Origin of the sequence: Cohnella panacarvi Gsoil 349 (assembly GCF_000515335.1) — a bacterium.
Lineage (GTDB): Bacteria > Bacillota > Bacilli > Paenibacillales > Paenibacillaceae > Cohnella > Cohnella panacarvi.
The window spans coordinates 1,003,507-1,030,296 of sequence record NZ_KI911563.1 but is presented as its reverse complement, the minus strand read 5'-3'; the positions used below and the strand labels follow the sequence as shown (position 1 = coordinate 1,030,296).

Annotated in this window: 27 protein-coding genes; 21 read left to right on the top strand and 6 right to left on the bottom strand. The window is 56.6% G+C overall.

Annotated elements, in window-relative coordinates; translation table 11 throughout:
* Nucleotides 1-334 precede the first annotated feature (334 nt).
* The 9 genes from metG (at nucleotide 335) to COHPA_RS0104880 (ending at nucleotide 11,317) form a co-directional block, all read left to right on the top strand.
* A complete protein-coding gene (gene metG, locus COHPA_RS0104920) occupies nucleotides 335-2,317 on the top strand; it encodes a methionine--tRNA ligase (protein ID WP_035120081.1) in 1,983 nt (660 codons plus the stop codon).
* 269 nt (nucleotides 2,318-2,586) lie between these two features.
* On the top strand, nucleotides 2,587-3,555 hold the full coding sequence (locus COHPA_RS0104915) for a metal ABC transporter solute-binding protein, Zn/Mn family (RefSeq protein WP_027085088.1): 969 nt from the start codon (nucleotides 2,587-2,589) through the stop codon (nucleotides 3,553-3,555).
* 43 nt (nucleotides 3,556-3,598) lie between these two features.
* The gene (locus tag COHPA_RS0104910) at nucleotides 3,599-4,378 is read left to right on the top strand and encodes a metal ABC transporter ATP-binding protein (protein WP_027085087.1); all 780 of its coding nucleotides are present in this window, start codon (nucleotides 3,599-3,601) and stop codon (nucleotides 4,376-4,378) included.
* A gap of 6 nt (nucleotides 4,379-4,384) precedes the next feature.
* Nucleotides 4,385-5,188, top strand: a complete 804-nt coding sequence (locus tag COHPA_RS0104905; protein ID WP_027085086.1) for a metal ABC transporter permease — start codon at nucleotides 4,385-4,387, stop codon at nucleotides 5,186-5,188.
* 28 nt (nucleotides 5,189-5,216) lie between these two features.
* Nucleotides 5,217-5,927: a cytochrome c biogenesis CcdA family protein gene (locus COHPA_RS0104900; RefSeq protein WP_027085085.1), complete on the top strand. Its 711-nt coding sequence runs from the start codon at nucleotides 5,217-5,219 to the stop codon at nucleotides 5,925-5,927.
* Between the two features lie 71 nt (nucleotides 5,928-5,998).
* The gene (gene mntR, locus COHPA_RS0104895) at nucleotides 5,999-6,421 is read left to right on the top strand and encodes a transcriptional regulator MntR (RefSeq protein WP_035119374.1); all 423 of its coding nucleotides are present in this window, start codon (nucleotides 5,999-6,001) and stop codon (nucleotides 6,419-6,421) included.
* Nucleotides 6,422-6,582: 161 nt separating this feature from the next.
* The gene (locus tag COHPA_RS22980; RefSeq protein WP_027085083.1) at nucleotides 6,583-8,367 is read left to right on the top strand and encodes an ABC transporter ATP-binding protein; all 1,785 of its coding nucleotides are present in this window, start codon (nucleotides 6,583-6,585) and stop codon (nucleotides 8,365-8,367) included.
* Nucleotides 8,364-10,208: an ABC transporter ATP-binding protein gene (locus tag COHPA_RS24200; protein ID WP_027085082.1), complete on the top strand. Its 1,845-nt coding sequence runs from the start codon at nucleotides 8,364-8,366 to the stop codon at nucleotides 10,206-10,208. Before COHPA_RS22980 ends, COHPA_RS24200 begins: the two co-directional genes overlap by 4 nt.
* Before the next feature lie 167 nt (nucleotides 10,209-10,375).
* Nucleotides 10,376-11,317, top strand: a complete 942-nt coding sequence (locus tag COHPA_RS0104880) for a patatin-like phospholipase family protein (RefSeq protein ID WP_035120077.1) — start codon at nucleotides 10,376-10,378, stop codon at nucleotides 11,315-11,317.
* Nucleotides 11,318-11,366: 49 nt separating this feature from the next.
* Here COHPA_RS0104880 and COHPA_RS0104875 read toward each other — a convergent pair whose 3' ends face one another.
* Together COHPA_RS0104875 and COHPA_RS0104870 are read right to left on the bottom strand one after the other, a co-directional pair.
* On the bottom strand, nucleotides 11,367-11,678 hold the full coding sequence (locus COHPA_RS0104875) for a hypothetical protein (protein WP_027085080.1): 312 nt from the start codon (nucleotides 11,676-11,678) through the stop codon (nucleotides 11,367-11,369).
* Nucleotides 11,679-11,691: 13 nt separating this feature from the next.
* Nucleotides 11,692-12,627 carry a DUF1385 domain-containing protein gene (locus tag COHPA_RS0104870; protein WP_027085079.1) on the bottom strand — a complete coding sequence of 312 codons (936 nt, stop codon included), beginning with the start codon at nucleotides 12,625-12,627 and terminating at the stop codon, nucleotides 11,692-11,694.
* Nucleotides 12,628-12,785: 158 nt separating this feature from the next.
* Here COHPA_RS0104870 and COHPA_RS22970 point away from each other — a divergent pair, with 158 nt between their 5' ends.
* The 5 genes from COHPA_RS22970 to COHPA_RS0104845 all read left to right on the top strand — a co-directional run bounded on the left by COHPA_RS22970 (nucleotide 12,786) and on the right by COHPA_RS0104845 (nucleotide 17,023).
* Entirely contained in the window at nucleotides 12,786-13,337 is a 552-nt protein-coding gene (locus COHPA_RS22970) for a YqhR family membrane protein (RefSeq protein ID WP_027085078.1), read from the top strand.
* A gap of 129 nt (nucleotides 13,338-13,466) precedes the next feature.
* Nucleotides 13,467-13,919, top strand: coding sequence for a type II 3-dehydroquinate dehydratase (gene aroQ / locus COHPA_RS0104860; protein WP_027085077.1), 453 nt, complete (start codon nucleotides 13,467-13,469; stop codon nucleotides 13,917-13,919).
* A 22-nt stretch (nucleotides 13,920-13,941) separates the two neighbouring features.
* Nucleotides 13,942-15,015, top strand: coding sequence for a M24 family metallopeptidase (locus tag COHPA_RS0104855; RefSeq protein WP_027085076.1), 1,074 nt, complete (start codon nucleotides 13,942-13,944; stop codon nucleotides 15,013-15,015).
* A gap of 36 nt (nucleotides 15,016-15,051) precedes the next feature.
* Entirely contained in the window at nucleotides 15,052-15,609 is a 558-nt protein-coding gene (gene efp, locus COHPA_RS0104850; protein WP_027085075.1) for an elongation factor P, read from the top strand.
* A 160-nt stretch (nucleotides 15,610-15,769) separates the two neighbouring features.
* Entirely contained in the window at nucleotides 15,770-17,023 is a 1,254-nt protein-coding gene (locus tag COHPA_RS0104845) for an aspartate kinase (protein WP_027085074.1), read from the top strand.
* Between the two features lie 85 nt (nucleotides 17,024-17,108).
* Here the strand turns inward: COHPA_RS0104845 and COHPA_RS24790 are convergent, their stop codons facing one another.
* The 4 genes from COHPA_RS24790 to comA all read right to left on the bottom strand — a co-directional run bounded on the left by COHPA_RS24790 (nucleotide 17,109) and on the right by comA (nucleotide 21,945).
* Nucleotides 17,109-19,421, bottom strand: coding sequence for an Rv1355c family protein (locus tag COHPA_RS24790; protein ID WP_169733247.1), 2,313 nt, complete (start codon nucleotides 19,419-19,421; stop codon nucleotides 17,109-17,111).
* A complete protein-coding gene (locus COHPA_RS25790; protein WP_027085072.1) occupies nucleotides 19,354-20,331 on the bottom strand; it encodes a hypothetical protein in 978 nt (325 codons plus the stop codon). The genes COHPA_RS24790 and COHPA_RS25790 overlap by 68 nt, the downstream gene beginning before the upstream one ends.
* Before the next feature lie 234 nt (nucleotides 20,332-20,565).
* The gene (locus COHPA_RS0104830) at nucleotides 20,566-21,024 is read right to left on the bottom strand and encodes a DUF441 domain-containing protein (protein ID WP_027085071.1); all 459 of its coding nucleotides are present in this window, start codon (nucleotides 21,022-21,024) and stop codon (nucleotides 20,566-20,568) included.
* A 93-nt stretch (nucleotides 21,025-21,117) separates the two neighbouring features.
* The gene (comA, locus tag COHPA_RS0104825; RefSeq protein WP_027085070.1) at nucleotides 21,118-21,945 is read right to left on the bottom strand and encodes a phosphosulfolactate synthase; all 828 of its coding nucleotides are present in this window, start codon (nucleotides 21,943-21,945) and stop codon (nucleotides 21,118-21,120) included.
* A 187-nt stretch (nucleotides 21,946-22,132) separates the two neighbouring features.
* Between comA and COHPA_RS0104820 the strand changes: the two genes are divergently transcribed.
* From COHPA_RS0104820 to COHPA_RS24190, 7 genes are all read left to right on the top strand, one after another.
* The gene (locus COHPA_RS0104820) at nucleotides 22,133-22,396 is read left to right on the top strand and encodes a YqhV family protein (protein WP_027085069.1); all 264 of its coding nucleotides are present in this window, start codon (nucleotides 22,133-22,135) and stop codon (nucleotides 22,394-22,396) included.
* Between the two features lie 92 nt (nucleotides 22,397-22,488).
* Nucleotides 22,489-23,601, top strand: a complete 1,113-nt coding sequence (gene spoIIIAA / locus COHPA_RS22965) for a stage III sporulation protein AA (protein WP_084760353.1) — start codon at nucleotides 22,489-22,491, stop codon at nucleotides 23,599-23,601.
* Nucleotides 23,594-24,121 carry a stage III sporulation protein SpoIIIAB gene (gene spoIIIAB, locus COHPA_RS0104810; RefSeq protein ID WP_027085067.1) on the top strand — a complete coding sequence of 176 codons (528 nt, stop codon included), beginning with the start codon at nucleotides 23,594-23,596 and terminating at the stop codon, nucleotides 24,119-24,121. The genes spoIIIAA and spoIIIAB overlap by 8 nt, the downstream gene beginning before the upstream one ends.
* A gap of 15 nt (nucleotides 24,122-24,136) precedes the next feature.
* A complete protein-coding gene (spoIIIAC, locus tag COHPA_RS0104805; protein WP_027085066.1) occupies nucleotides 24,137-24,340 on the top strand; it encodes a stage III sporulation protein AC in 204 nt (67 codons plus the stop codon).
* Between the two features lie 9 nt (nucleotides 24,341-24,349).
* Nucleotides 24,350-24,739 carry a stage III sporulation protein AD gene (gene spoIIIAD, locus COHPA_RS0104800; protein ID WP_027085065.1) on the top strand — a complete coding sequence of 130 codons (390 nt, stop codon included), beginning with the start codon at nucleotides 24,350-24,352 and terminating at the stop codon, nucleotides 24,737-24,739.
* A gap of 29 nt (nucleotides 24,740-24,768) precedes the next feature.
* On the top strand, nucleotides 24,769-26,016 hold the full coding sequence (gene spoIIIAE / locus COHPA_RS0104795) for a stage III sporulation protein AE (protein ID WP_027085064.1): 1,248 nt from the start codon (nucleotides 24,769-24,771) through the stop codon (nucleotides 26,014-26,016).
* A gap of 19 nt (nucleotides 26,017-26,035) precedes the next feature.
* Nucleotides 26,036-26,788, top strand: a complete 753-nt coding sequence (locus COHPA_RS24190; RefSeq protein ID WP_027085063.1) for a stage III sporulation protein AF — start codon at nucleotides 26,036-26,038, stop codon at nucleotides 26,786-26,788.
* Nucleotides 26,789-26,790 lie beyond the last annotated feature (2 nt).

Here is a 26,790-nt window from a genome sequence, read left to right as displayed (position 1 = left end):
ATAACTTGAATAGCTTCATTGATCCGAAGAAGGGATAAGTACTTAGCGTTCGCGCCTATCGCAGAGAGCCGGGGCAGCTGAAAACCGGCATAGGGCAGCTATGGAAAATGGTCCTGGAGGATTCGTCTTCGAGCATCGGCTGAATAGCCTGGTAAGGGGACGACGCGGGTTCGGCGTTAACGGAACGTATTCATGAGCCTCCGCACGGCTACGCTTATACGGTCGGAGGGAAATTGGGTGGTACCACGTGAGTTTTCGCTCTCGTCCCATGCGGACGGGAGTTTTTTGTTTGTTTCATTCGATCAAGCGCGACAAGCGCAAAGGAGCGGGCGACATGCCGGACAACGATAAAACGTTCTATATTACGACGCCGATTTACTATCCAAGCGACAAACTGCATATCGGACATGCGTACACGACGGTGGCAGGCGACGCGATGGCACGCTACAAGCGGCTTCGCGGCTATTCGGTCCGCTATTTGACGGGAACCGACGAGCATGGCCAGAAGATCGAGCGCAAGGCGCAGGAAGCGGGCAAGACGCCGCAGCAGTTCGTGGACGATATCGTCATCGGCATCAAGGAACTATGGGACAAGCTCGAAATTTCGCACGACGATTTCATCCGTACGACGGAAACGCGCCATAAAGCGTCTGTCGAGAAAATTTTCGCGCAGCTACTGAGCCAGGGGGATATCTATAAAGGCGCTTACGAAGGTTGGTACTGTACGCCTTGCGAATCGTTCTTCCTGGAGCGCCAACTCGTGAACGGCAACTGCCCGGATTGCGGGCGTCCGGTGGAGTGGGTGCAGGAGGAATCGTATTTCTTCCGGATGAGCAAGTACGCGGACCGTCTGCTCGCTTTCTACGAAGAGAATCCGGCGTTCATCCAACCGGAATCCCGCCGCAACGAAATGATCAACAACTTCATCAAGCCGGGGCTCGAGGATCTCGCGGTGTCCCGTACGACGTTCGATTGGGGCATTAAAGTTCCCGGCGATCCGAAGCACGTCATCTACGTGTGGATCGACGCGTTGTCCAACTATATCACGGCGCTAGGCTACGCCTCGGACAACGATGAGTTGTATAAGCGCTTCTGGCCTGCGGACGTGCATCTCGTCGGCAAAGAAATCGTTCGCTTCCATACGATCTATTGGCCGATCATGCTGATGGCGCTCGGGTTGCCGCTGCCGAAGAAAGTGTTCGCGCACGGCTGGCTGCTCATGAAGGACGGCAAAATGTCGAAGTCCAAAGGCAACGTCGTCAACCCCGTGTCGCTAATCGAGCATTTCGGCTTAGACGCGGTTCGTTACTACTTGCTGCGCGAAGTTCCGTTCGGTTCGGACGGCGCGTTCACGCCGGAAAACTTCGTTGAGCGCATCAACTACGACTTGGCGAACGATCTCGGCAACCTGCTCAACCGTACCGTAGCGATGATCGATAAATATTTCGGCGGCGAGGTGCCTGCGTTCGAGAGCGGAGCGACGGCGTTCGACGCCGACTTGGAGCAGTTGGCTGCGACGACGGTCGGCAAAGTCGAGGAAGCGATGGATAACATGGAGTTCTCTGTTGCGCTCAGTTCGATCTGGGCGTTCGTCGGCCGAACGAACAAATATATCGACGAAACGCAGCCTTGGGCGCTGGCGAAAGACGAAGCGAATCGCCCTGCGCTCGCCTCCGTCATGGGTCATCTCGCCGAAAGCTTGCGCGTCGTGTCGATTCTCATTCAGCCTTTCCTGACACAGACGCCGCGCAAAATATGGGCTCAGCTCGGCATCGCGGAAGGCGCGCTCACTGCTTGGGGCAGCGTGCGGACGTTCGGCGGATCGCTTGCGGGCACGAAGCTGAACAAAGGCGAGCCGATCTTCCCGCGCCTCGATATGGCGATCGAAGTGCCTTGGATCATCGAGTCGATGGGCGGAGGAGCAAAGGCCGAGGAAACCGCCGCACCGGCGCCTGCCGCGGAAGCCGTGCCGGTCGAAGCTCCCGAGCTGAAGCCGGAGATCGACATCGAAGCTTTCGCTCAAGTGGAGCTTCGCGTCGCGCAAGTCGTCGCCTGCGAGCCGATCCCGAAAGCCGATAAACTGCTGAAGCTGCAGCTCGATCTCGGCTTCGAGAAGCGGCAAGTCGTGTCCGGCATCGCCAAGCATTACAAGCCGGAGGAACTCGTCGGACGCAAAGTCATTTGCGTCACGAACTTGAAGCCGGTCAAGCTTCGCGGCGAGCTGTCTCAAGGCATGATTCTCGCGGCTTCCGCCGGCGACCAGCTTACGCTGGCGACCGTACCGGACAGCATGCCTAACGGAGCGATCGTAAAGTAAGATAAGCAGCCTGTGTCTCTTATGGGGACGCAGGCTTTTTGTTTAGCGCGGCGGAGCCGAGTTACGGAAGCGGAATGGGCGAGACTACGTGAAATAGCGCGGCGGAGCCGAGTTGCTGGGCGATTCCGGCCGCTTGACGTTCTGCAGTTCGACCAACCGAAGCTGCGCGCGGGAATTCTCTTCCCAGAATGGTTGACACACTCTTAAAGCGGCGCTATAATTGCTCATGTTCTTAATAATAAAAATTACGATTAAGAGGTTGTGAGTATATGTTTATAAGCAGGCGCATGGCAATGACGCTGTCGCTCTTCCTTGGACTGTCGATCGCAAGCACCGCGTGCGGAAGCGGAAATTCCGGGAACGTCGAAGGTAAAGTTAACGTCGTGACGACGATTTATCCGCTCTATTATTTCGCGGAGCAGATCGGCGGGGAGCAGGCGCACGTGACGAACATGATCGCCGCCGGCGTAGAGCCGCACGATTGGACGCCCAAGAGCCGGGACTTGTCGGATGCCAGCAACGCGCAGCTGTTCATCTACAACGGCGCGGGATTGGAAAGCTGGCTGAACGACTTCATGCCGGTCATCGAATCGGGAGGCGACGTTCGTACGGTCGAAGCGAGCCATGGCATCGCGCTCATCGACGGCGAGGGCGAAGAAGAAGGCCATGAACACGGCGAAGAGGAAGAAGAAGGCCATTCGCATGAGCATGAAGGAGACGTCGATCCGCACACCTGGATCAGCCCGCGCTCCGCGCTGGCGATGGCCGCCAACATCAAAGACGCTTATATCGCGGTAGACCCGGCGCACCGAGCGGACTATGAAACCCGTTACGAGCAGCTTAACGAACGGCTCAAGCAGCTGGACGCCAAGTTCACGGACGGATTGTCCCCATACGCAGGACGGGACATCGTCGTATCGCACCAAGCGTTCGGCTATTTGTGCAGAGACTACGGCTTGAACCAAATCGCGATTATGGGCTTGTCCCCGGAAGCCGAGCCGCGCGCTCAGGATTTGCTCGAAATCTCCGACTATGTGAAATCGCACGGAATCAAGACGATATTTTTCGAGGAACTCGTATCGGACCGGCTTGCAAAGACGCTGGCGAACGAGGCGAACATCGACACGATGGTGCTTAACCCGCTCGAAGGCTTGACGCCGGAGCAGGAGAAAGCCGGGGACAACTATTTCTCGATCATGGAGCGCAACTTGGAAAACTTGCAGAAGGCACTTCGGTAATCTAACATGAGAGTAGACAACAAGACTCGGGAGGAGGGGACCTATGAGCGAGCAAGCAAGTTTGAAGCAAGCGCAACCGCCCAGCTGCCACCGCGAAATCATTCGATTGGATCAGGTCAGCTACGCTTACGATTCGAAACAAGTGCTGTCGGGCGTTAACTTTACGGTGCAGGAACGGGATTTCGTCGGGCTGATCGGTTCCAACGGCGCCGGCAAAACGACGCTGCTGAAAATGATCGTAGGCTTGCTGCGTCCGCAATCCGGCAGCATCTCGCTGTTCGGAACGCCCGCGAGCCAGTTCAAGGACTGGAGTCTGATCGGCTACGTGCCGCAGCGCAATCACTTCAATCCGCTGTTCCCGGCCACGGTCCGAGAAGTCGTGCAGTCCGGCTTGTACGGGCGCCGCAAGCTGTTCCGCCGCGTAACGAAGGAAGACGTCTCCCGAACCGAGGACGCGCTCAGCACGCTTCGCATCCAGGATCTCGCGGACCAGCGCATCGGAGCGTTGTCCGGAGGACAGCAGCAACGGGTATTCCTGGCGCGGGCCCTCATCAACAACCCTAAGCTGCTCATCCTTGACGAACCGCTGACGGGGATCGACACCGAGACGCAGACGAGCTTTTTCAGCTTGATCAGACATATGCATCAGCACCATAATATTACGTTCCTTATGGTGTCGCACGACATGGAAATGGTTCGTTCTTATCTAGGCGAGACGCCTAAGGAGAAGTCCGGCAAGATCAGTTTCTACGTCCGCCACTCGCACGATCTCGAGGATTGCGTGGAGACGGATCTGCTGCACTCCCTCCGGAAAGAAGGTTAACGACGCTTGTACATTTTGACGGCTGAATTTTTTCAAAAGGCGCTTATCGGAGGCGCTCTTATCGCCATAACCGCGCCGCTAATGGGCTTGTTCCTCGTGCTGCGCAGGCTGGCCATGATCGGGGACACGCTCGCCCACGTCAGCATCGCCGGGGTTGCGCTAGGGTTTCTGATCAACGTGTACCCCGTCGCTGTCGGTCTTCTGTTCGCGATCGTCGCTTCCTTCGGAATCGAAATGCTTCGAAGAACGTACAAGACTTATGCGGAATTATCGATCGCCATTATCATGTCGGGCGGTATCGCCTTAGCTTCGATCCTCTTCACCCTTGGCAAAGGGTTTAACTTGAACGTCAACTCGTACTTATTCGGCAGCATCTACACGCTTACGAACACGGATCTCGCGGTGATCGGCGGCGTAACGGCCATCGTGTTGTCGATCGTGCTGATCCACAAGAAAGAGCTGTTCCTGCTTACGTTCGACGAGGACGCGGCCGCGGTCAGCGGGCTTCCAATCCGTTATTTCAACATTCTGATCAGCATCCTGACCGCTCTTGTGATTAGCGCGGCGATCAAGATCGTCGGCGCGCTGCTCGTCTCCGCGCTGCTCACGATTCCGGCGGCTTGCAGCCTGGCGCTGTCGAGAAGCTTCAGGCAGGCGGTGATCCTCGTCGTTCTCATCGGCGAGCTCGCCGTTCTGGCGGGACTTTGGATCGCCGGGGTATGGAATTTGGCGCCGGGCGGAACGATCGTGCTCTTGCTGATCGGCGTCCTCGCGATCTCGATGATGTCCAAACGAATGTTCCGCGTCTAGCCGGAAGCACCTAAGGAGGCAATCATTTATGTCAGACGTCAATGTAGGGATAGCGTTCGCCGCGGGGTTCGCGTCATTCATCTCGCCCTGTTGTTTGCCGTTATATCCCGCGTACTTATCGTACATAACCGGCGTATCGGTCACCGATATCAAGACGGATACGAGCACGAGCATGCGGATGCGCACGATGACCCACACGTTCTTCTTCATCGTCGGCTTCTCGGTCGTGTTCTTCGCCCTCGGATACGGCACGAACGCTTTCGCGACGTCGTTCCGGGATAACCAAGACCTGATCCGGCAGTTGGCCGCGATCTTTATCGTCTTAATGGGTTTGTTCCTGCTCGGCGCATTCAAGCCGCAGTTGCTCATGCGAGAACGCAAAATGGACATGAAGTGGAAGCCGGCCGGTTACCTCGGGTCCTTCATCTTCGGAATCGGTTTCTCCGCGGGATGGTCGCCTTGCATCGGTCCGATCTTGTTCTCGATTCAAGCGCTTGCGGTGGCCAATCCGGGAACATGGATCGGGATGACGACGGCCTATTCGATCGGATTCGCCGTTCCTTTCTTCGCGGTCGCTTTCTTCCTCGGCTCGACGCGGTGGATTCTCAAGTATTCCAACCTGCTGATGAAGATCGGCGGCGCGCTGATGATCGTCATGGGCATCCTGCTTTTCACGGATCGAATGACGTCGATTACGGTGTGGCTCAACAGCCATACGCCCGAATGGCTCAAGTTCTAAAGCTTGCCCCGTCCTGTACAAAAGGTGTATGATTAGTAGATGTTGACGATTGCAGGAAAGGGGGATCAGCGTTGCCGACCCCGAGTATGGAAGACTACTTGGAGCGAATCTATCGGTTGATCGACGAGAAGGGGTATGCCCGCGTCTCCGATATCGCCGAAGGGCTGGAAGTCCATCCGTCGTCCGTGACGAAGATGATCCAGAAGCTCGATAAAGACAGTTACTTGATTTATGAAAAATACCGCGGTCTCGTGCTTACGAATAAAGGCAAGAAGATGGGCAAACGGCTTGTCGAGCGCCATCACCTGCTGGAATCTTTCCTTCAAGTCATCGGCGTGCAAGAAGAGAACATCTATCGCGACGTCGAAGGCATCGAGCACCATCTGAGTTGGGATTCGATTACGTGCATCGAGACGCTGGTCGAATACTTCAAGCGGGACGAGAACAGAGTCATTGAGCTCTCGCGCATACGCACGGAATTAGAAACGGAATAGTTCGTCGCAATCCGGTTACGGGATCTTCCTCATCTTTACGTGAGGAAGATTTTTTTATCTCTTCCTTTCAAAAATTTATATCATTAACAAAATTCATGTACATTTTACCGTTACTTTGGGATAATCGGGAAATATGGGACTATTTAGGGGGCATCGAATGCATGCAATCATCCGCAGTAACGCTTAAACCCGGACAGACGTTGATGAAAATGCTGAAATGGGCTCGTCGTTACTGGGCGTCCTATCTCGCGGTCAGCGGAATCGTCATCGTTAGTTCTCTTCTGCCTGTCGGTTGGGCCGAAGGGATGAGGCGGTTGTTCGAAGTGACGACCAGCTTAAGCACTGACGGGCTATTAACTACGGGTTTTTGGCTCGCAGGGTTGTTCGTAATCGAGCAGATCGTAACCGTCATTAGGGCATGGCTGTCGCAGAAGCTGTCCAACCGGACGACGCTCGATCTCCAGCACCAGGTGCTCGGAGGCTTGCTTGCGATGAAGATGAAACGATTCACCGGATTGCATACCGGAGATAAGCTGCAGAGAATAAACCAATCAGCCGTAGCGGCGCAGGATGGAATCAATCAGCGGATTCCCGGACTCATACATAATGGCCTGTCGGTTCTGTTCCTTTTCGCGTACTTGACCGTGCTCTCCTGGGAGCTTATGGCCGGCGCGCTGGGGGTAGCGCTGCTCATGCCTTTGCTGAGCAACCTGTTCAGCAAGCCGATTCGCAAATGGAATAAACTTCATAATGAATCGCAGGCCGTTACGAATGCGCGGTTGCTCGACCAATTGCAGGGAGCCGAGGTCGTTCGCAGCTTCGGGCTGCGGCAAGCGTTCGGCACATCGTGGAAGGAAGATTACGATGCCTCTCGGCGGAATTGGCTGCGCGGAGACCTTTATCGCGTAATTACGAATCGGTTTGTCGGTTTGGGCTTTTGGCTTGGCGAAGCCTATATTCTTGGACTCGGAGCGTGGATGGCGAACCGGGGAACTTTGGAGATCGGAGCGATAGCAGCGTTCGTCCTCTCGTATGAACGGCTTATTTTCCCCCTCGCCTACATGGTCAATTTATGGGCGAGCGTACAGGAATCCGTCGCGCATGCCGGCAGGGTCTATGAGGTCTTCGATCCGACCGAATCGTCCGCTTCCGCGAAGAAGCGGGCGAAGGCGAGCGAGGAAAAAGCCGATTTCGACGGCGACATCGTCATGAACGAGGTAACGTTCAACTATCAGGAGCAACCGGCCCTGGATCGGTTCTCGGCGGTGTTCCGGCGCGGTTCAATGACGGCGATCGTAGGACCGAGCGGCGGCGGGAAGAGTACGCTGCTCAAGCTTATTCTCGGTTTGTACGAACCGGATTCGGGAACGATCCGCTGCGGCGAAACGGCTCTCTCCGATGACCTTCTTGCGCAATGGAGGAAACGTATAGCCTATGTGCCGCAGGACGCGGCCGTGTTCGATGCCGCAGTCATGGACAATATCCGCGTGGGACGTCTGGAAGCGGACGACTCGGAAGTCATCGATGCCGCCCGGCTCGCGAACGCCCATTCTTTCATCGACGCGCTGCCTGATAAGTACGAAACGCGAATCGGCGAACGCGGCCAGCGGTTATCGGGCGGGGAGCGACAGCGCTTGGCGCTTGCGAGGGCTTATATACGCAAGCCTGACATTCTGCTGCTGGACGAGCCGACTTCCGCGCTTGATGCGATCAATGAAAAATTGATGCAGGAAGCTTTGCAGCAGATGATGAAAGGCCGTACGGTCATCGTCGCGGCCCACCGGCTCTCTACCGTCAGGGATGCGGATTGCATCCTATTCGTTGAGAACGGAAAGGTATTGGAGTCCGGTACCCACGATGAACTCCTGCGGCTGGGCGGCCGTTATGCGTCCCTTATTCGCTCGGGCGAGTGGGCGAACCATTCTGCAAGGAGGGTGATTCTATGAAGACTTCGATTGCCGCGCAACCGCCGTCCGTCCGCTTGCGCGAAGTGTTCTCATTGTCCTGGGAACGGCTCGGCTCTAAACAAATGTTGCTTCTATTCGCGTGCTTGATGATTTTCACCGACTCCATTATGCAAGTTTTGATACCTATTATGATGGAATGGTATTTCAATTATTTGGGAGACTCCGACCTTCCGCAGATTCGAACGCTATTGGCCGCGTTCACGTTAATCGTGATTGCCGCAAGCGTGTTCAATACGATCGGCTACTATATCAAGCAGAACCTCCTAAGTTCGGTGCATCGCGATCTCGCGGTCGATCTCGCCGACGAGGCGCAGCGGCTGCCGCTGCATACCGCGCAATCCTCGCATACAGCCGATATCGCGCAACGCGTCAATCGTGACTCCGACTTCCCCTGGCTGCTCGGCACGATACTGGATTGGATGGGGAATCAGGCTCTGTTGCTGCTTCTAGCCTCCGCCTACATGCTTCAATTGAACTGGCGGATAGGCATTTGCGTCATGATTCTGTTGCCGCTTGGCGCGCTAGGCAGCCACCTGATGAAGCGCCGTCTTGCTCGCATCGGAAGCGAAACGGCCAATCAGGAGGCGATCGTAGGGCAATGCCAACAGGACGCGCTGCAAGGAATGGAGACGCTTCGGGCGTTCGGGGCCGAGCATTGGATGCTCGGGCGCTTCGTGACGGAGCGGTCCAAGTTGAACAAGATATATATAAAGCGCATGTGGTGGCAACAGTGCGTGAACGGCTTAACGAGCTCGCTGGCGCTGCTCATCAACTGGGGAACGATACTGACCGTTGCTTGGCTGGCCATCCGAGGCAAGATGTCTCTCGGTTCGCTCATGGCGTTCTCCGTTCTCATCTGGAGAATCCAAGGCCCGCTCATTCAGCTGGGCAATGCATGGGGAGAGGTGCAGATCAGGCTGGGGACTACCTATCGGGCGATTACGCTCTTGAGAGCGCCGAAGGAACCCGCATTGGCCGTTGATGCCGGCGTATCGGCCATCGCCGACAAGAAGCCGACGATTCGTCTGCATGACGTTTCATTCCGCTATCGCGAAAATGCCGGATTGATGGATGCGGGTCATTCCGACCCAACCGGCGCGGAGCACGAACCGGTTGGTCCCGAAGCAGCGACGTTGCTTACGCGAGTTTCACTGGATATTCAGCCCGGCTCGTTCACCGCGATTGTCGGGCCGAGCGGGGGAGGCAAATCCACTGTCGCCAAGCTTGCGGCGGGCCTCTTGTTCCCGGACGAAGGCGACGTACGCATCGGAGGGACGAGTACTCTGGCCAACGCCGAATATGCCCGATCGATCGTCTCGTACGTTCCGCAAACGTCCTATCTGTTCTCCGGCACGATCCGAGAAAATTTGCTCAAGGTCAAATCGGACGCATCGGAGGAAGAGCTGATCGCCGCAGCCGCAGCCGCTCAGGCGCACGAATTTATTAGGTCGCTGCCGGAAGGGTATGACACCTCGTTAAAGGAGCACGGCAGTACGTTAAGCGGGGGGCAACGTCAGCGCCTTGCGATCGCGAGAGCGATATTGGCCGATCGGACAATATTGATCCTGGACGAAGCCACCTCCGCCCTGGATATGGATACGGAACGTCGCGTCATGGAGGCGATCCTCTCCCGCACGAGAGAGCAAGGCAGGACGCTGCTCGTCATTGCGCACCGTCTGACGACCGTTCAAGACGCGGACTCCATCCTTGTCATGAGGGAAGGCAAAGTCGTCCAACAAGGCACGCATCGCCAATTGGCGACGATACGGGACGGTCTGTACAGCGAGCTTTGGGTGCAGATGAACGGGACCACCGGATAACGCAAGCGCATCGTAGTCCCCGCCCATTATAGGGTCGGGGACTTTGCGCGTTTACCCTGTCTTGCCTTCCGAAGCCTGTGCTAGAGGATGGATCGGCGGCATAAACATGTGGAGGATGGGGGTTGACGTACTTATCGCGGTTGCGAGGGGGTGCAGTCATGAGCCGGATTACCGTTAACGCCGTCTTTGAAGGCGGCGGCGTTAAAGGAATTGCCCTTGCCGGGGCGGTCAAAGCGGCAACCGACAACGGCGTCTTATTTAATCGCGTGGCGGGAACGTCGTCGGGCAGCATCGTTGCCGCGTTGCTCGCGGCGGGGTATAGCGCCGCCGAGCTTAGGCTGATTATCGAAAGCACGCCGTTCAGCAGCTTTCTTAAGCGCTCCGCGTTGTTTAACGCGAAAGTGGTCGGCCCCGCCATCAGGCTTCTGTTGCGCAAAGGGCTGTATTCCGGCGACGGATTGGAGCAATGGATCTACGGCATTCTGAAAGCGAAAGGAATTCGCGTTTTCGCCGACTTGCCTCCGGGGAAGCTGCAAATTATCGCCTCGGACATTACGAACGGCAAATTGCTCGTCCTGCCCCAGGACATCGCGGTCTACGATATCGATCCGCTGCAGCTGCCGGTCGCCAAGGCGATCCGAATGAGCACGTCCATTCCTTATTTCTTCGATCCTGTCATCATCCGTCAGCCGCAGCGGCTCAAGGAGGCGACGAGGATGAAATCGTCCTATATCGTGGATGGCGGATTGCTGAGCAACTTTCCGCTGTGGCTGTTCGATCGGCAATCGCCCGGAGCTGCCGCCGAGCCCGTGCTCGGATTCCAGACGGTAGGCATATCGGACGTGCAGCCTCACCGCATCGACGGACCGATAACGATGTTCCAAGCGATGTTCGAGACGATGCTCAGCGCTCACGATCAACGCTATATCGAGCAGCACAATCGGGCGCGAACGATTAAAATTCCCGCGATGGGCGTGCGTACGACGCAATTCCATCTGACCCCGGAGCAAAGCGGCGAACTGTACCAGTCCGGCGTGCGGGCGGGGGAGAAGTTTTTCGCCGCGTGGCGGCCTCCCCAAGGAAGAATCACGTTCGGTGCCCGACAATAATAGTAACGCCCTCCGGCGGAAGAGATCGCAGGAGGGCGTTACTATGCGATTAATGATACTTGGGCGGTTCGTCCTCTTTATTCTTGCGCCCTTCGATGACGGTGAACGGGGAAGCGCGGCGCTTGGCGGCCGGCTTGGCGCCGAGCTTCGCGGGTTCTTTGCGATTGAGGCCCTGCGACGCTCCGCGATAGCGAGGCTTCTTAAACCGGCTCGGCGGAAATTTGTACAGCAAGAAGACGATCGCCACAAGCGCGAGCGGGATAATCAGCGTCCCTAACGCGCCGCGGGAGAAGCTATCGGCAATGCCGATTACGGCAAGGGCGATGACGACGAAGAACCAAGGCTCGATTCGTTTTCGCATAGCGTACCTCCGATCAGGATGGACTAACCTGCCGGTCAAGCTCTCTCATGCGGTTGAAAGATGCGATGGATACGGCAACTTGATCGTTGTGCGGTTCTTTGGTCGTGAGCAACTGCAACCATAGCCCGGGAGCGCCAAGCCATTTGAGCACCGGAATATCCCGGAGGGCGTTCGTCCATCTCAACACTTCGTAAGATACTCCAAGCACGACGGGAAGCAAGACGATCCGTTGCAGGATGCGTTCTCCCATCGTGTCCCAATCGAAGAAGGAATAAATGATGACGCCTACGATGACGGTGAAAATGATGAAGCTGCTTCCGCAACGGTAATGCAGACGGCTGAACTTCTGCACGTTGTCTACCGTAAGTTCCGCTCCCGCTTCATAGGCGCTGATTACTTTGTGCTCCGCGCCATGGTATTGAAAAAGACGTTTGATTAACGGCGTCTGGGAGATAAACCAGAGGTAGGCGAGCAGGAAGACGATTTTGATAGCGCCTTCCAGCAGGTTGTGCAATATCTTATTCTCGAATGCTTGTCCAAAGATCATCGTTTCCAAAAAAGTCGGCACTAACGTAAAAATAAGTTTGCCGACCACGAAGGAAAGGACGCCGACAATAGCAACGCCTAGAATCATCGTTAAATTCCAACGTTCTTTAGGCTTGGCTTCGCTCTTCTCTTCCGGTCCGGTTTCGTCCTCGGCGTAAGCCTCGGCGGAATAGGTCAAATGCTGGGAGCCTTTGGCAGCGGATTCGACGATGCCGATCACGCCGCGAAGGAAAGGGATTCTCTTCAGCTTGGGCAATATCCGCTGCGGTTTCTTGGGAACCTCGAAAAACGTGATTTGCTGGTCTTTGCGGCGTACCGCGGTAACGTGTACGTGTTTGCCGGCGAACATAACGCCTTCTATGACCGCCTGTCCGCCGTAAATCGACGTAGGTTGTTGCGACATATCGTACCACCTGCTTCTTTGTATATAAACTTTATATTACTAGATTGGGGTCTAGATTGCCACAGGGAAAGGATGTGGCGCGGAACCGTCGATTAATCGGCGGGACGCGGGGTCATACTATATCGCAGTTTTTCCAATACGACCAAAGGATGATCAGCATGGCGGAGAATCATTCGGCACGAAGAAGAACGGGGCGCGATGACGGTCCGGAAAGCACGATAACGGCGAAAGCGCTGCGGAATACGCTCGTTGTCGGTTTTTACGCCGGCGTGATATGGGGGCTCGCGAGGTGGCTGGCGACCGGACTTAATTTCACGGAAGTGACGCAAGCCTATTTGCTCGATCCGTTCTTACCCAATCGCGCGCTCGGTTCGGGATGGTGGCAGTTCGCCGGATGGCTGGCGTTCATCGCGATGTCGATCGTAGCCGCGATCGTCTATTGGCTCGTGCTCGGAACGCTCCGGGGGCCTTGGCCGGGACTGGCGTTCGGAGCGGCCTGGTGGGGAATATTCTACGCGCTCCTCGGACCGATGATCGGAGCCGTGCAGCCTTTGCGCACGGTCGGTTGGTTGAGCATCGTTACCGATTTGTGCCTCTACCTCGTATGGGGATTGTTCATCGGCTACAGCATCGCCTTCGAACTGCACGACGAATCGGAGCGCGAGCCGGCGAACCAGGCTCCCCAAGGCTCGCCGCAGCCTTCCGCCTGATCCTCGGCATCTCATAGAATCGTTTTCCAACTCCCTTGCCGTATGTTACAATGTCAGGTGAACTTTACCGGCACGACGGCTGACGATCGATCGGACAACGGACGCCGGTAGCGGGAGGAGAACAAGGTTATGCTTAGCATACTCGTTTTGCACGGACCGAATCTCAACATGCTCGGCATTCGCGAGCCGGGCGTATACGGCACGCTGACGCTGGCGCAGATCGAATCGGATTTGACCGTTCTGGCCGAGACGCTCGGCGCGGAGCTTCGTTTCTTTCAATCGAACCACGAAGGCGCATTGCTGGACGAAATCCATGCGGCGTACGGGAAATGCGACGGGATCTTAATCAATCCGGGCGCGCTGACGCATACGAGCTATGCGCTTAGAGACGGCTTGTCCGCCGTTGGACTACCAGCGGTCGAAGTCCATCTATCCAATATCCATAAGCGCGAGGCTTTCCGGCACGTATCCGTCACGGCTCCGGTCGTTATCGGACAAATATCGGGGTTCGGCCCGCTCAGCTACGAGTTGGGGCTTCAAGCCCTTTGCCGACACGTTCAAGCCGAACGACAACGGGGATAAGGCGAGGAGGAAACTACTAATTATGCCAAACCAACGCGTAGCCCGGTTACGGGGGTTGCTGGCGAAGTCGAACGGGGACGCCTTGCTGGTCACCCATCCGGTCAATCGTCGTTACTTATCCGGCTTTACCGGTTCCGCCGGCGTTCTATTAATCGCGCAGAGCCATGCCGCGCTCATTACGGATTTCCGGTATCGCGAACAAGCCCCGCGACAAGCGCTAGGCTTCGAGATCATCGAGCACGGCAAAGCGATGAACGATACGATCGCGGACGTGCTCGCGCAATGGGGCGTGAAGACGCTGCTGTTCGAAGACGCCGATATGACATTCGCCTCTTACCGCGAGCTCGAGAAGTCGATCGAGTTCGCCCGGCTTCAGCCTGCCGGAGCGATCGTGGAGCAGCTTCGCATGGTGAAGGACGAAAGCGAAATCGCGATCATGCAGGAAGCGGCGGATTTGGCCGACCGCGCGTTCGAGCACATTCTCGGATTCATCAAACCCGGCGTTACGGAGGCGCGAATCGCGCTCGAGCTCGAAGTGTTCATGCGTTCGCAGGGAGCGACGAGCTCCTCCTTCGACACGATCGTGGCGAGCGGCGAACGTTCGGCGCTTCCGCACGGCGTCGCCAGCGACAAGACAATCGGGCGGGACGAGTTCGTCAAACTCGATTTCGGCGCATACTATAAAGGTTATTGCTCCGATATTACGCGGACTGTCGTCGTGGGCAAGCCAAGCGACAAGCATCGCGAAATTTACGGCTTCGTTCTAGAGGCGCAGCAATACGCGCTTGAACACCTCGCGCCAGGCATGACCGGCAAAGAAGGAGACGCCTTGACGCGGGATATCATCACAAGGTATGGTTATGGTGAATGTTTCGGCCACGGGACCGGCCATGGACTCGGGATGGAAATCCACGAAGCGCCTCGTCTTTCCCTTACCGGCGATACCGTTTTGACCCCCGGAATGACAGTTACGGTCGAACCCGGCATCTATCTCCCCGGCTTCGGAGGCGTTAGAATCGAGGACGACGTCGTAATGACGGAAACCGGGATCCAAATTCTTACCCGTTCCCCTAAACAATTGATAACTTTGGATTAAGCGGACGGGACGTTTCCACAGGAGGGAATTTTTGCAGTGATTTCCGTAAACGATTTTAAAACAGGCCTTTCCATCGAAGTGGAAGGAGATATTTTCTCCGTAACCGACTTCCAACACGTTAAACCGGGCAAAGGCGCGGCGTTCGTCCGTTCCAAGCTCAAAAACCTGCGCAACGGCAACGTCGTCGAGAAGACGTTCCGCGCCGGCGAGACCGTGGCGCGCGCGCAAATCGAGAACCGCGCGGTACAGTATTTGTACAACTCCGGTTCCGAATACACGTTCATGGACAACGAGACGTTCGATCAGTTCGAGCTGAACAAGAAGCAGCTCGACTGGGAGATCAACTTCCTCATTGAGAACATGAACGTTAACATCACGAGCTATAAAGGCGAGATCATCGGCATCAACATCCCGAACAGCGTGGATTTGAAAGTCGTCGAGACCGAGCCGGGCGTGAAGGGCAATACGGCGCAAGGCGCGACGAAGAGCGCGAAGCTCGAAACCGGCTTTAGCGTTCAAGTGCCGCTCTTCATCAACGAAGGCGACGTGCTGACGATCGACACGCGTGACGGCAAGTACGTCTCCCGCGCGTAAGGCCGCCAATCCATCGACGCGAATCCTTGTTTTTCGCAAACTTTTGCGAAAAACAAGGATTTTATTATTTTTGGGCATTTGTACTTGTGCTATAATATACTGAATGTATCAATAAATAATTTTTCTCATGCTAGGATTTAACTTGAGGAGTGAAGTACGGGTGTCATTGATCGTAATGAAATTCGGCGGCAGCTCCGTCGGCTCTACGGAGCGGATGGGTCGGGTAGCCCAGCGAATCGTCGACAGGAAGCTGCAAGGCAACCGCGTCGTTGTCGTCGTATCGGCCATGGGCGATACAACGGATGATCTGATCGACAAGGCGAACGAGATCAACGCCAATCCGCCTGCTCGCGAGATGGATATGCTGCTCACGACGGGAGAGCAAATATCCGTAGCCTTGCTGTCGATGGCGATTCATAAGCTCGGACATAGCGCGAAGTCGTATACGGGCTGGCAAGCGGGCATCGTTACCGAAGACGTGCATGCCAAAGCCCGCATTAACGATATATCGCCGGATCGTATTTTCAAGGCGTTAGATGAAGAGAACATCGTGATCGTAGCGGGGTTCCAAGGCATGACGGAGAGCGGAGAGATTACGACGCTCGGACGCGGCGGCTCCGATACGACGGCGGTGGCGCTCGCGGCGGCGATCAACGCGGACGTATGCGAAATCTACACGGACGTTGACGGCGTATATTCCACCGACCCCCGGGTCGTGAAATGCGCGCGCAAACTGGATACGATCTCGTACGACGAGATGCTCGAGCTTGCGCACCTCGGCGCAGCCGTGCTGCATCCGCGCGCGGTCGAATACGCGAAGCACAACAAGGTGAATCTTGTCGTGCGTTCCAGCTTCACGAATAACGAAGGCACGTTGGTCAGGGAGGAAGCAGAGATGGAGCAAGGAATGGTTGTACGAGGCATCGCTTACGATAAGAACGTCGTGCGCATCAGCGTGCTTGGCGTAGAGGACGTACCCGGCGTGCTCGCCAGAATGTTCGGCGCGCTCGCGGGCAACGGCATCGATGTCGATATCATCGTTCAAAGCGGCGTGCAAGGCGGCAAAGCGGATTTCTCGTTCACGGTATCGAACGCAGACCGCGCGAAAGCGATCGACGTCCTTGCCAGCATCAAATCGTCCGTGCCGTACCGCGAAGTATCTTACGAGGAAGGCCTCGTGAAAGTATCGATCGTAGGGGCGGGCATGGTGTCGAACCCTGGCGTCGCGGCTACGATGTTCGAAGCGATCTCGAGCGTCGGCGTAAGCATTAAGATGGTCAGCACGTCCGAGATCAAAGTATCCTGCGTCATCGCCGCCGACAAAGTGCAAGACGTCGTGCGCGCGCTTCATACGGCGTACGGATTGGATACGGCGGACAGCGTGTTCGTCGGCGGTCCTCAAGAACGCAGATAAGTTTTTTGCCATACGAAAGAACAACGGCAGTCGGTGCCGTTGTTCTTTTTTTGCTGCAACACTGCTAAAGCGGCGGATTTTATCTTCAGATGTCAACGAAAGACAACACATCGTCCGCGTATCTGCGGAGAGAGCGGATTCGCGGCGCTTCTTCCACGCCTAATCGGAATAAGAAGATTTCGCCCATTCCGGGCGCAATCGGAAACAACGTCACAAAGCGGCTGCGCAACCGTTTCAGCTCGGCGACCATGGAAGGCTGCATGAACCGCTCCTCTCCGTAATGGAACAGTCGAGAGAACATATAGGTCACTACGGATAGCGGCTGGAAGGCCACGTTCTGCTTGGTCGCTTCGAGCCAGGCTCGTTGTACGGCGCGTCCGCCGTTGAAATAATCGATAGGACGGTTGGAGGGCATCGTAATCAGCGCTGCGTTCGATGCGGACGCGAGCATTTTGCGAGGGACTTTCTCCAAGTTCGCGCCGCCTCTCCAATCTCGAATAAGCGCAACGACAGACGGGTCGCTCGTTATTCGGATGCCTGCCCAATCCGTCGTCGTTAATTCCAACGTCGCAAGGTCTACGCCGTCTCTCGTCGCGGTGACTTCTTCATCCGTCCAACGGAGCTCGGATACCATATTGGCATGCGCTTCGGGATGCAAAATTCGCATTCGTTCCGCCGAAGCAATGATTTGTCCGATCTCATCAAGCTGTTCGGCTTTATCTAGCAAGTGCATCTTGGCGCCCTGTATCGATTCCGCGCTTTGCTTGATGCGATCGAGCGACTCGATGGAGATACTCTTCCTTCCGGTTGCTTTGCGGTTGGTTATGCGACGAGGAATGAATTCGGCTAAATAGGCAAATTTATCGTTGGCCCGAGATTTGTCATGGAAAAATTCAAAGCTGCACGCGAATGCCGGGTCGTCTTCGACCGGAAACGGCCGAGAGCGGACTTGCAAGCCGAGCATATAAGCGGCAAGCGTCAAATTCTCCGCCGCCGAGCCAAGCGACATGTAGGCGGCAATGCGGTGCGCGTCCAGGAAAGTATCCGGCTTGGACGGATCAAGGAATAAATGCAATCGCCCCGGTTCATGCACCCATTGCCAGGGTTGGACATTGCCGCCGGATGGAGCCATAACGGCTTGCTCGACAAGATGCCGCACCTGTTCCTTCGATAAGCGGATAGCGCCCGCGTCTACCCGGTCGCACATTCGAATCCTTCGCGTCATCTCATCTATCGACAACGACATCGGCCTCTCCAATGGATGATGTCCCTTTGCGGTTAACAAGAAATTCGGCTCGTGCTCGGGAACTTCCATCGCTTGATCAGGAACCGCCTGCTCAAGATCTACATAGTAGCGACCGGAATGCTGATGTTGGCCGAGAGAGATCCTGCGGCATACGTCCGCTCCTAGCGCGCCTCCGAGCACGACGGCGGAGGCTAATTGCGGCCAAGTGCTGATACTCTTCTCGACTTCGACGAGCGAGGCTTTCATCCGTTTGGATATGGCATCTATTCCGATGATCCTTAAGATATAAGGCACTTTATCTTCGGTGGTTAAACCTTTGAGCATCTGATAATCAAGGTTGCCGATGAGTCCGTGGAGGATCGGGCGAGCCGGATCGAGGTCGAATCGTTCGATATCCAGCAATCCCCGATCGCTCGTATCCATAACGACGGGAATGCGGTGCGCCTTCGCGCGTTGCCGCGCCAATATTTTCATGTCGATGCTATCGCATTCGTCGACCATAATATCCAACTTGCCTCCATCCAGCATAAACCGGTCGATATTCTCCTCATTTACCCCCTCTGTGTAACAAATGACTTTTAAAAATGGATCAATCTCGGCGATCTCCCTGGCGGTGACGATGACTTTGGCCGCCCCGAGATTGTGCACGCCGCTTCGAATTCGGTTCAGGTTGGTTAGCTCCAACGTATCGAAATCTCCCAGACGGATTTCGCCAAACCCGCGTTCCATCGCCATCGTAACGGCAATAGACTGTCCGACGGAGAGTCCGATGATCCCGACTTTTTTGCCGGCGAGCGCTTGCTGTTCTTCGTCCGTAATTTTGTAACGGTTGCGGTTCGTGCGCAGCAGGACGAATTCTTGCTCGTCCAGTAAGTGCGTCAACGTACGCAGCCATGGATAATAGACCCACACTCCGTACTGTTCCATCGGGGTCGCGCCTGCGTGCCGATGAACGGCTACCTTTAGCTCGTCTTCCGTATATTTGCGGTAGGGGTGGCGCGACTTGATTAATTCAGCCAACTGTCCTTCGATTTCGTCTCTAACCTGAATGTCCGAATGCTGCTCGAACAATTCTTGAAGGCGCTTACAATCTTCCTCCGCCTGAAGCCGATAAAATACAGGATGATAAAGCGGCGGGCTTGTTTGGCTCATCTGCCTTCGCCGGGCGATTTCCATCAACAATTCGTCCGACGGATACTTGTTGCGTTCTTTCTGAGTATTCAGTAACTCCCATAGCGCGGTGTACAATGCGGGCATCTCCGAGGCGGGGGGCGCCCGGGCGCCAATAATTGTTGAACTGTATGCGCATCTGCTTCGTTTCTTCACGGTCCTTATGGCTTGCGCCGTCGACGGCCCTTGATTGCACGCCGCAACTTTCAAGAAATCTTCTGACTGCGGGGGTCATGATCAAATAAAACAATTCCACGCGCTCGGCCAGCATACAGCGAATACCTTCAGCCCATAACAACCGAAAGGCTCGTTGCTTCATTCTTAATGCCAATTTGTGCATCTTTATACTTGCGTGATTCCCGACATCCAGAATAGGGTGAAAAGCTAGTCTGCTGACTTCGGCGGTCTGTTTGGGGATTGTGCTTCCTTCCTCGTGCGGCCATGGATACCCGGAATTCATTTCGAAGAGTTCGAAGGATTCTAGACAATCCCCCCATACGACTCTCCAAGTGCCGAGCGCTAATAGCCGATCGCCGATAGACTGATATACGACGAGCGTACGCGCGGAAGGTGTGCTCAACGATTCCATGCTAATGACCTCGGCATAGTCAAAGCCATCGTTCAAGAACCTTGCGTTGTAAGCGTAGTTCACGATACTCAAGACGTTGGCGGCCGAAGACAATGGCAGTTCATCCAGCGGGGCGCATTTCCATTGAGCGGGATCCAGCGTCGCTTCCGCGTCGGCAAGTTCGTCACAAGGCTGCATGAGCTCCTTGTATAACCGTAAGCAAGTTTCATTCTGTGTTACAGCCGCTGAAGACTTATGCAACTCCCTCAGATTTGCGGATGGATCTACAGATGAATGAATCCGATCATTTTTTGAAGTTGTCATCTCGTCACTGACCTCCATTCATGTGATTGAATAACTCGCTCCTTGCGACCAGGCAGCATAACAATAAATTGTCTTTTTGACTTTCCTTTACATTTTAACATAGGTTTGGATCCCTTCCAATACGCAAAGAGGCGTCCCGGAGGTCTATTAAGAGACCAGGGACGCCCCCTTGTTCGGGACGCGAAGTACGGCTAACCGGTCATGAACGAACGAAGCCGATACCGGCTCCACGTCCTACTTCCCGACGAATAACTGGATAACTTTAATGAACAGCGCGGTTAGACCGGCGGCCATGAGCGGACCTACGGGAATGCCGCGCAGGAACAAGATGCCGACGATCGAGCCGATGACGATGCCGACGATCAACTGCGGGTCGACCCGCAGCATCTCCAGGCCGCGGCTGTTCAGGAAGGTTGCGATGGCGCCGCCCATCAAGGCGACCCAGCCGATCCATCCGGAGAAGGCGTTCATAATGTCTTTGGCTTGTACTTTGCCCGAAGCGAACGGGACCAGTACGGCCAGCGTCAGGAACAACAGGCCCAGCTCCATGCCTCTGCGTTCGATGGAAGGCAAATACCGCTCCAGATGGACGAGCTTGACGATCAATAATAAGCAGGCGGCGGTCGTAATAATGGGCGAGCGGCCTATTAGGCCAATGATGATAAGCGCGACGAGCACCAAATCTCCATACATGCAGGCGACACACTCCCACTCCGTATAGCTAGATGGTACACGATATGGAACAAGCCCCGCGTTTAGAACGCGAGGCCTGCCCGTATGCCCGGATTAGATCATGTAATCGGCAATGAAACTTGGACGATGGAGCTCGAACGTATCCGACCGGAGACCTCTTCGCATCGTTTCCAGCGAGAGCACGTCTAAGACGGATACGTTGCCAAGGTTCACGTCCGATCCGAGCGCTTTAAGCAATTGGACTTGCTGATCTTTCAGCGGCGCTTCCCACATGATGCGGTCGAGCTGCGGAACCGCGGTCGCCATGAACCGCAGCTCCTGTTCGCGGCAGTTGCCCCGCTCGTCGAACAAGCCGACGCCGACGCCGGACTCGCGCGCTTCGACCGTCACAAGCTCGGCGCCGCATGCCCAGTCGCGCTCGGCCGTCGCGGCGAATTGCTCGACGTCGATTCGGGATCCGAGCAGTTTTTTCCCATACTCCGTGTACACTTTAAATCCAAGGCTGACGCCGTCGCGAATCAGATTATCGCGATCGATGCGTCCGAGCGATATCGTGCCGTCCGAAACTTCGATGCCATGGAACCCGACGGCCATCGCTTGGCGGAAAAAGGCGGGCACGACATCAAGCTTGATAGCGGCTTCCAGCAAAGTGCCTCCGGGAATAACCGTAATTCCATGTCTCGACGCGAGCTCCACTTTATCTCTCAGAAGACCGAGCGGATAAAGCGCCGACGTGCCGAAGCCGAGCTTAATAATATCGATATACTCCCCGGACGTTTGAATTAAATCGGTATACGCGTGCATGCCTACGCCTTTGTCTATGACCATCGTCAGGCCCTTTGCTCGGGGCTTCGCTTGCCGTAAGCCCGTCGGGTCCGTTAACCGTGCAGGCCACTCGGTGTTCATCGATGTTATCTCCATGCTCAACTCTCCTCGTTGTCGTCAGAGGTGGAATTACAAGCCAATATATGCGATTGCCCAACCCGAGGTGTCACGCGATCCTTCCCGCGCCTTCCCCGTTTCCGTCTGCTTAATCTCACGGAATAGACAAGTTGGCTTATCCATTCGCATAACCATTTAGAAGAAACGATAAGGAGATGAGTTGGTGATGGATAAAGCGGCGTTCAGCATGGCGATGCTGCGGATACTGTCCGGCATGATCGAAGTGACGGCCGCGATCGTCATGCTGCGGCTCAATGATGTACAGAAAGCGCTGGTCGTCAATTCCATGCTCGCGCTTGTCGGACCGTTCGTGCTGATCTCGACGACGACGATCGGATTGATCGGACTTTCGGATAAGCTGTCCCCCGTTAAGCTGATCTGGATTCTAGCAGGCGTCGGTTGTCTATTAATCGGCATCCTCCGCAAGTAGGCAAGGTAGAAGCGGCCAAGCAGGCATATTCCCGGCGTACAAGCATACATATGAAACAGCAAATCACAACTTGTACCGAAAGGGGGGCTCGCGTGAATCCATCTCTATTGACGTTATTCCCGGCAGCTTTGAGAGGAGTGTTGGATCGGTTGCCCGGCGATGCGGTCCAGACGTTGGAAGAAATCCGCGTCCGCGAAAACCGCCCTCTCGAGATCGGGTACGGGAGCCGAAGCGCTTTCGTTCGGCCGGACGGATCGCTTACCGACGATTACCGATCGGCCTATGCTCCCGGCAAAGAGGAAGTCCGGGCGCTTCTGGAGAGAGTTACGAATCATTCTCTATATGCGGTAGAAGAAGAGCTGCGCAGAGGATACGTGACCGTCCCAGGCGGTCATCGCATCGGCCTCGCCGGGAGAGCGGTGCTAGACAAAGGCGCCGTGGCGCATCTTCGGGACATCGCCGGATTCAACGTGCGAATCGCAAGAGCGCGCGTCGGATTCGGGGCTCAGGTGCTTCCGGGGCTGCTCGATCACGGGGCGAGAACGATACGCCATACGCTGATCGTGTCTCCGCCGCAGCAAGGAAAGACGACGCTGATCAGGGATCTTGCTCGCTGTATAAGCGCGGGAGAGTGGCATCACCCCCGGGCGATCGGCTGGCGGGGGCGCAAAGTCGGCATCGTGGACGAGCGCTCGGAAATCGCCGCTTGCGAACGAGGCGTACCGACGTTCGACCTCGGTCCGCGCAGCGACGTGCTCGATGCGTGCCCGAAAGCGGAAGGCATCATGATGATGGTCCGCTCGTTGTCGCCCGAAGTGATCGTCGTCGACGAAATCGGCCGCCCCGAAGACGCCGCGGCGCTGAACGAAGCGATTCACGCCGGCGTCAGGGTGCTGGCGACGGCCCACGCTTCCAATATCGCGGATATATTCGCGCGTCCCGTGCTCTCGCAGCTCGCCGCGGATGGCGTATTCGGCGCGTACGTGCTGCTCTCGAGAAACGCGGGGCTAGTCGGGCATCGAATCGTCTCGGCGGAGGAAGCGGCGCTCGAAGCTTCGGGGCGCGGCCGCATGCGCGCGGGAGCCGTGCCGAGAGACGCTCCGCAGGATGCTCCTCAAGCGGCTCCCGTGACGGTGAAGACGAGGCCGATGCCGGCGATCCGTTCGCCGGATGTCCGTGCGCGAGGAGACGAGGAGCGTGCTTAAGTTCATCGGAATCGCGCTCGTCCTGTTCGCGGGCACGATGATCGGCTTCGTTCAGGCGGCAAGATACGCGGCTCGCCCTAAGCAAATCCGTCATGTGCTCCATGCGCTGCAGCGGTTGGAAACGGAAATCAGCTACGGACAGACGCCGCTCGCGCAAGCGCTAGATCGAATCGCTGGCGCGGTGCCCCCGCCGATCTCGCCTTTGTTCAAAGCGATAGCCCGGGCGCTATCGAACGAGACCGCCCGGACGGGCGAGACGGTGAGGGAAATTTGGGAACGCGAAATCGCGGGCAGGTGGGCGGATACCGCGATGCGCGCTCCCGAACAAGAAGCTTTGCTCCGGCTTGGCTCGACGCTAGGTGCGAGCGGACGCGAAGATCAGTTGAAGCATATCCGGCTCGCCATGTTGCAGCTTCAAGCTGAGGAAGCGACCGCGCGCGACGAACAGCAGCGTTACGAGAAGCTAAGCCGCAGTCTGGGCGCTCTTGGCGCCGCGTTGATCGTTATTCTGATCGTGTAGTAGGGGGACGTATCGATGAACATCGACATCAGCACCATCTTCCAAATCGCCGGTATCGGCATCATCGTGGCGATGATTCATACGGTACTGAAGCAGATGGGCAAAGAAGACATGGCGCACTGGGTAACCGTCATCGGTTTTGTCGTCGTTTTGTTCATGGTCGTTCGATTGCTCAACGATTTGTTTCAAGAGATCAAGACGATATTTCTGTTCCAGTAGGTGAGGCGGGTGGACATTCTTCAGATCGTCGGAATCGGATTTCTGGCCACGGTGCTCATCCTCGTCATCCGGGAGCAGAAGCCGATGTTCGCCTATTTGTTGGCGGCGTTCGTCGGCGTCGCGATCTTCCTGATGCTGATCGGCCAGATCGATAGCGTCATCTCGGTATTGGAGGACTTGGCGGATCGCTCAGGCATTCCTTCGGTCTACTTAAAGACGATGTTGAAAATAATCGGAATCGCCTACATCGCGGAGTTCGGAGCGCAAATCGTCAGAGATGCGGGACTTGAAAGCATCGCCTCGAAAATCGAATTCGCCGGCAAAATGCTCATTCTGGTCATGGCGGTGCCCATCATCAGCGTCATCGTGGAGACGGTGTTGAACTTGCTGCCGGCCTGAAGCGCTTCGCGAAGGATCGGAGGTAACGGATGCGCCGCCATAGGGAAAGAGGCATGAAGCTCGGGTTCGCGATGTTCGTCATCGTCATCGTCATCGGCTTGCTCTTGGGCAACTGCAGTACCGTTCTGGCCGCCGCGCCCGCCGAGATCGGGCAAGCCGATCCGGCAGCCTCCGGCGTTGACATATCGGGCGAGCTTGCCAAGGATCAGAGCGAAGACGTAAACACGCAACAAATCGAGCAATATTGGAACAACCTAAAGCGCGATTACGGCGGATATTTTCCGGATGGGAAACTGCCGGAGCTGCGCGAGCTGATGTTTCCGAGCGGTGAAGGATGGAGCGCGGGGCAAGCGATTGCCGGACTCGCCCGCTTCTTCCTTCACGAGGTGCTCTACAGCGGCAAGCTGCTCGTCACGATCGTGCTGCTGACCGTGTTCACGATGCTGCTCGAAACGATGCAGAACGCTTTCGAACGCAACGCCGTCAGCAAAGTCGCCTACGCGATCGCCTACATGGTGCTGATCATTCTGGCGGTCAACAGCTTCCGAACGGCGACTTCCTTCGCGGGAGACGCGATAAGCGGCATGGTGGAATTCATGCTCGCCATGGTCCCGCTGCTGCTGACGCTGCTCGCCGGTACGGGCGGCATCGCTTCCGCAGCCGTGCTGCATCCGCTGATCGTATTCATGATCCATACGATCGGGACGTTCATCCATCTCGTCGTGTTCCCGCTTTTGTTCTTCTCCGCCGTCCTGCACCTGGTCAGTTCGATCACCGAGCGGTACAAGGTGACGCATCTGGCGAACTTGCTGCGGAACGTCGCGGTCGGACTGCTCGGCGTGATGCTGACGATTTTCCTCGGCGTGTTGTCGGTGCAAGGAGCAACGGGCGCGGTAACGGACGGCGTCGCGCTTCGCACGGCGAAGTTCGTCACCGGCAACTTCGTGCCGGTCGTCGGCCGCATGTTCTCGGACGCCGCGGACACGGTCATGTCGGCAAGCCTGCTCGTCAAGAACGCGGTCGGCATCGCAGGCGTCATCATCTTGCTGTTCCTCTGCGCTTTCCCCGCGCTGAAGGTGCTGACGCTCGCCCTGATCTACCGCTTGGCGGGCGCGATCATGCAGCCGCTCGGGGACACGCCGATCGTGCACTGCCTGCAGACGATCGGCAAGACGCTCATCTACGTGTTCGCGGCGCTGGCGTCGGTAGGGCTGATGTTCTTCCTGGCCGTGACGATCATCCTGACGGCTGGCAACGCGGCGCTCATGATTCGATAACGCGAGGGGGCTAAGGCGGATGGGGCTGATGGATGGGCTGTCGGGCTGGCTGCGTCAGATCATCGCGGTGCTCCTGCTGGCTTCGATCATCGACCTGCTGCTTCCCAACCGCACGATGCAGCGCTACGTCAGGCTTGTCGCGGGACTGTTCGTCCTGCTGACGGTCGCGACGCCGGTGCTGAACTGGATGAAAGGCGATTTCGCCGGCAAGCTTGCGGAAGGGATGGACGCCGTCGTGAAATCGCCGCAAGGAGCGCCGGACCAGCTGGCGACGATCGAAGCGGAGGGCGAGAGGCTTCGCGGCAAGCAGTCGCAGCAAGCGGCGAATCTCGTCTCCGTGCGGCTGGCCGCGGCGATACGGTCCGACATCGAGCTCGGCGAGGAGCGCGCGGTAAGAAGCGTGGACGTGCGAACCGCGCAGGGCAAAGACGGGAATTGGGCGATTACGGGCGTTAAAGTCGTGCTCGAAGGCGAAGACGGCGGCGAAGCGGGTGCGCCGCGTGGTTCTATCGCGGCGATGAGCGACATCGATCCGATTGCCGACGTCGATATCCGCGTCGAGATTGGCGGCGAGCGGGGGCTTGGCCGCGAATCGGGCGGCGAGGACGAGGCGCTTCAAGCGACGGTTGAGGAGAACCGGCTCGACCGCGAGACGGAGAACAGGGTCGTATCGCTCGTGTCGAATAAATTCGGCATCGCCTCCGGGTTAATAGAAGTATCGCAAATATCGGATTCGCGGCCTGCGGCGTCGACCGGCAAGGCAAGGAGGTGAGA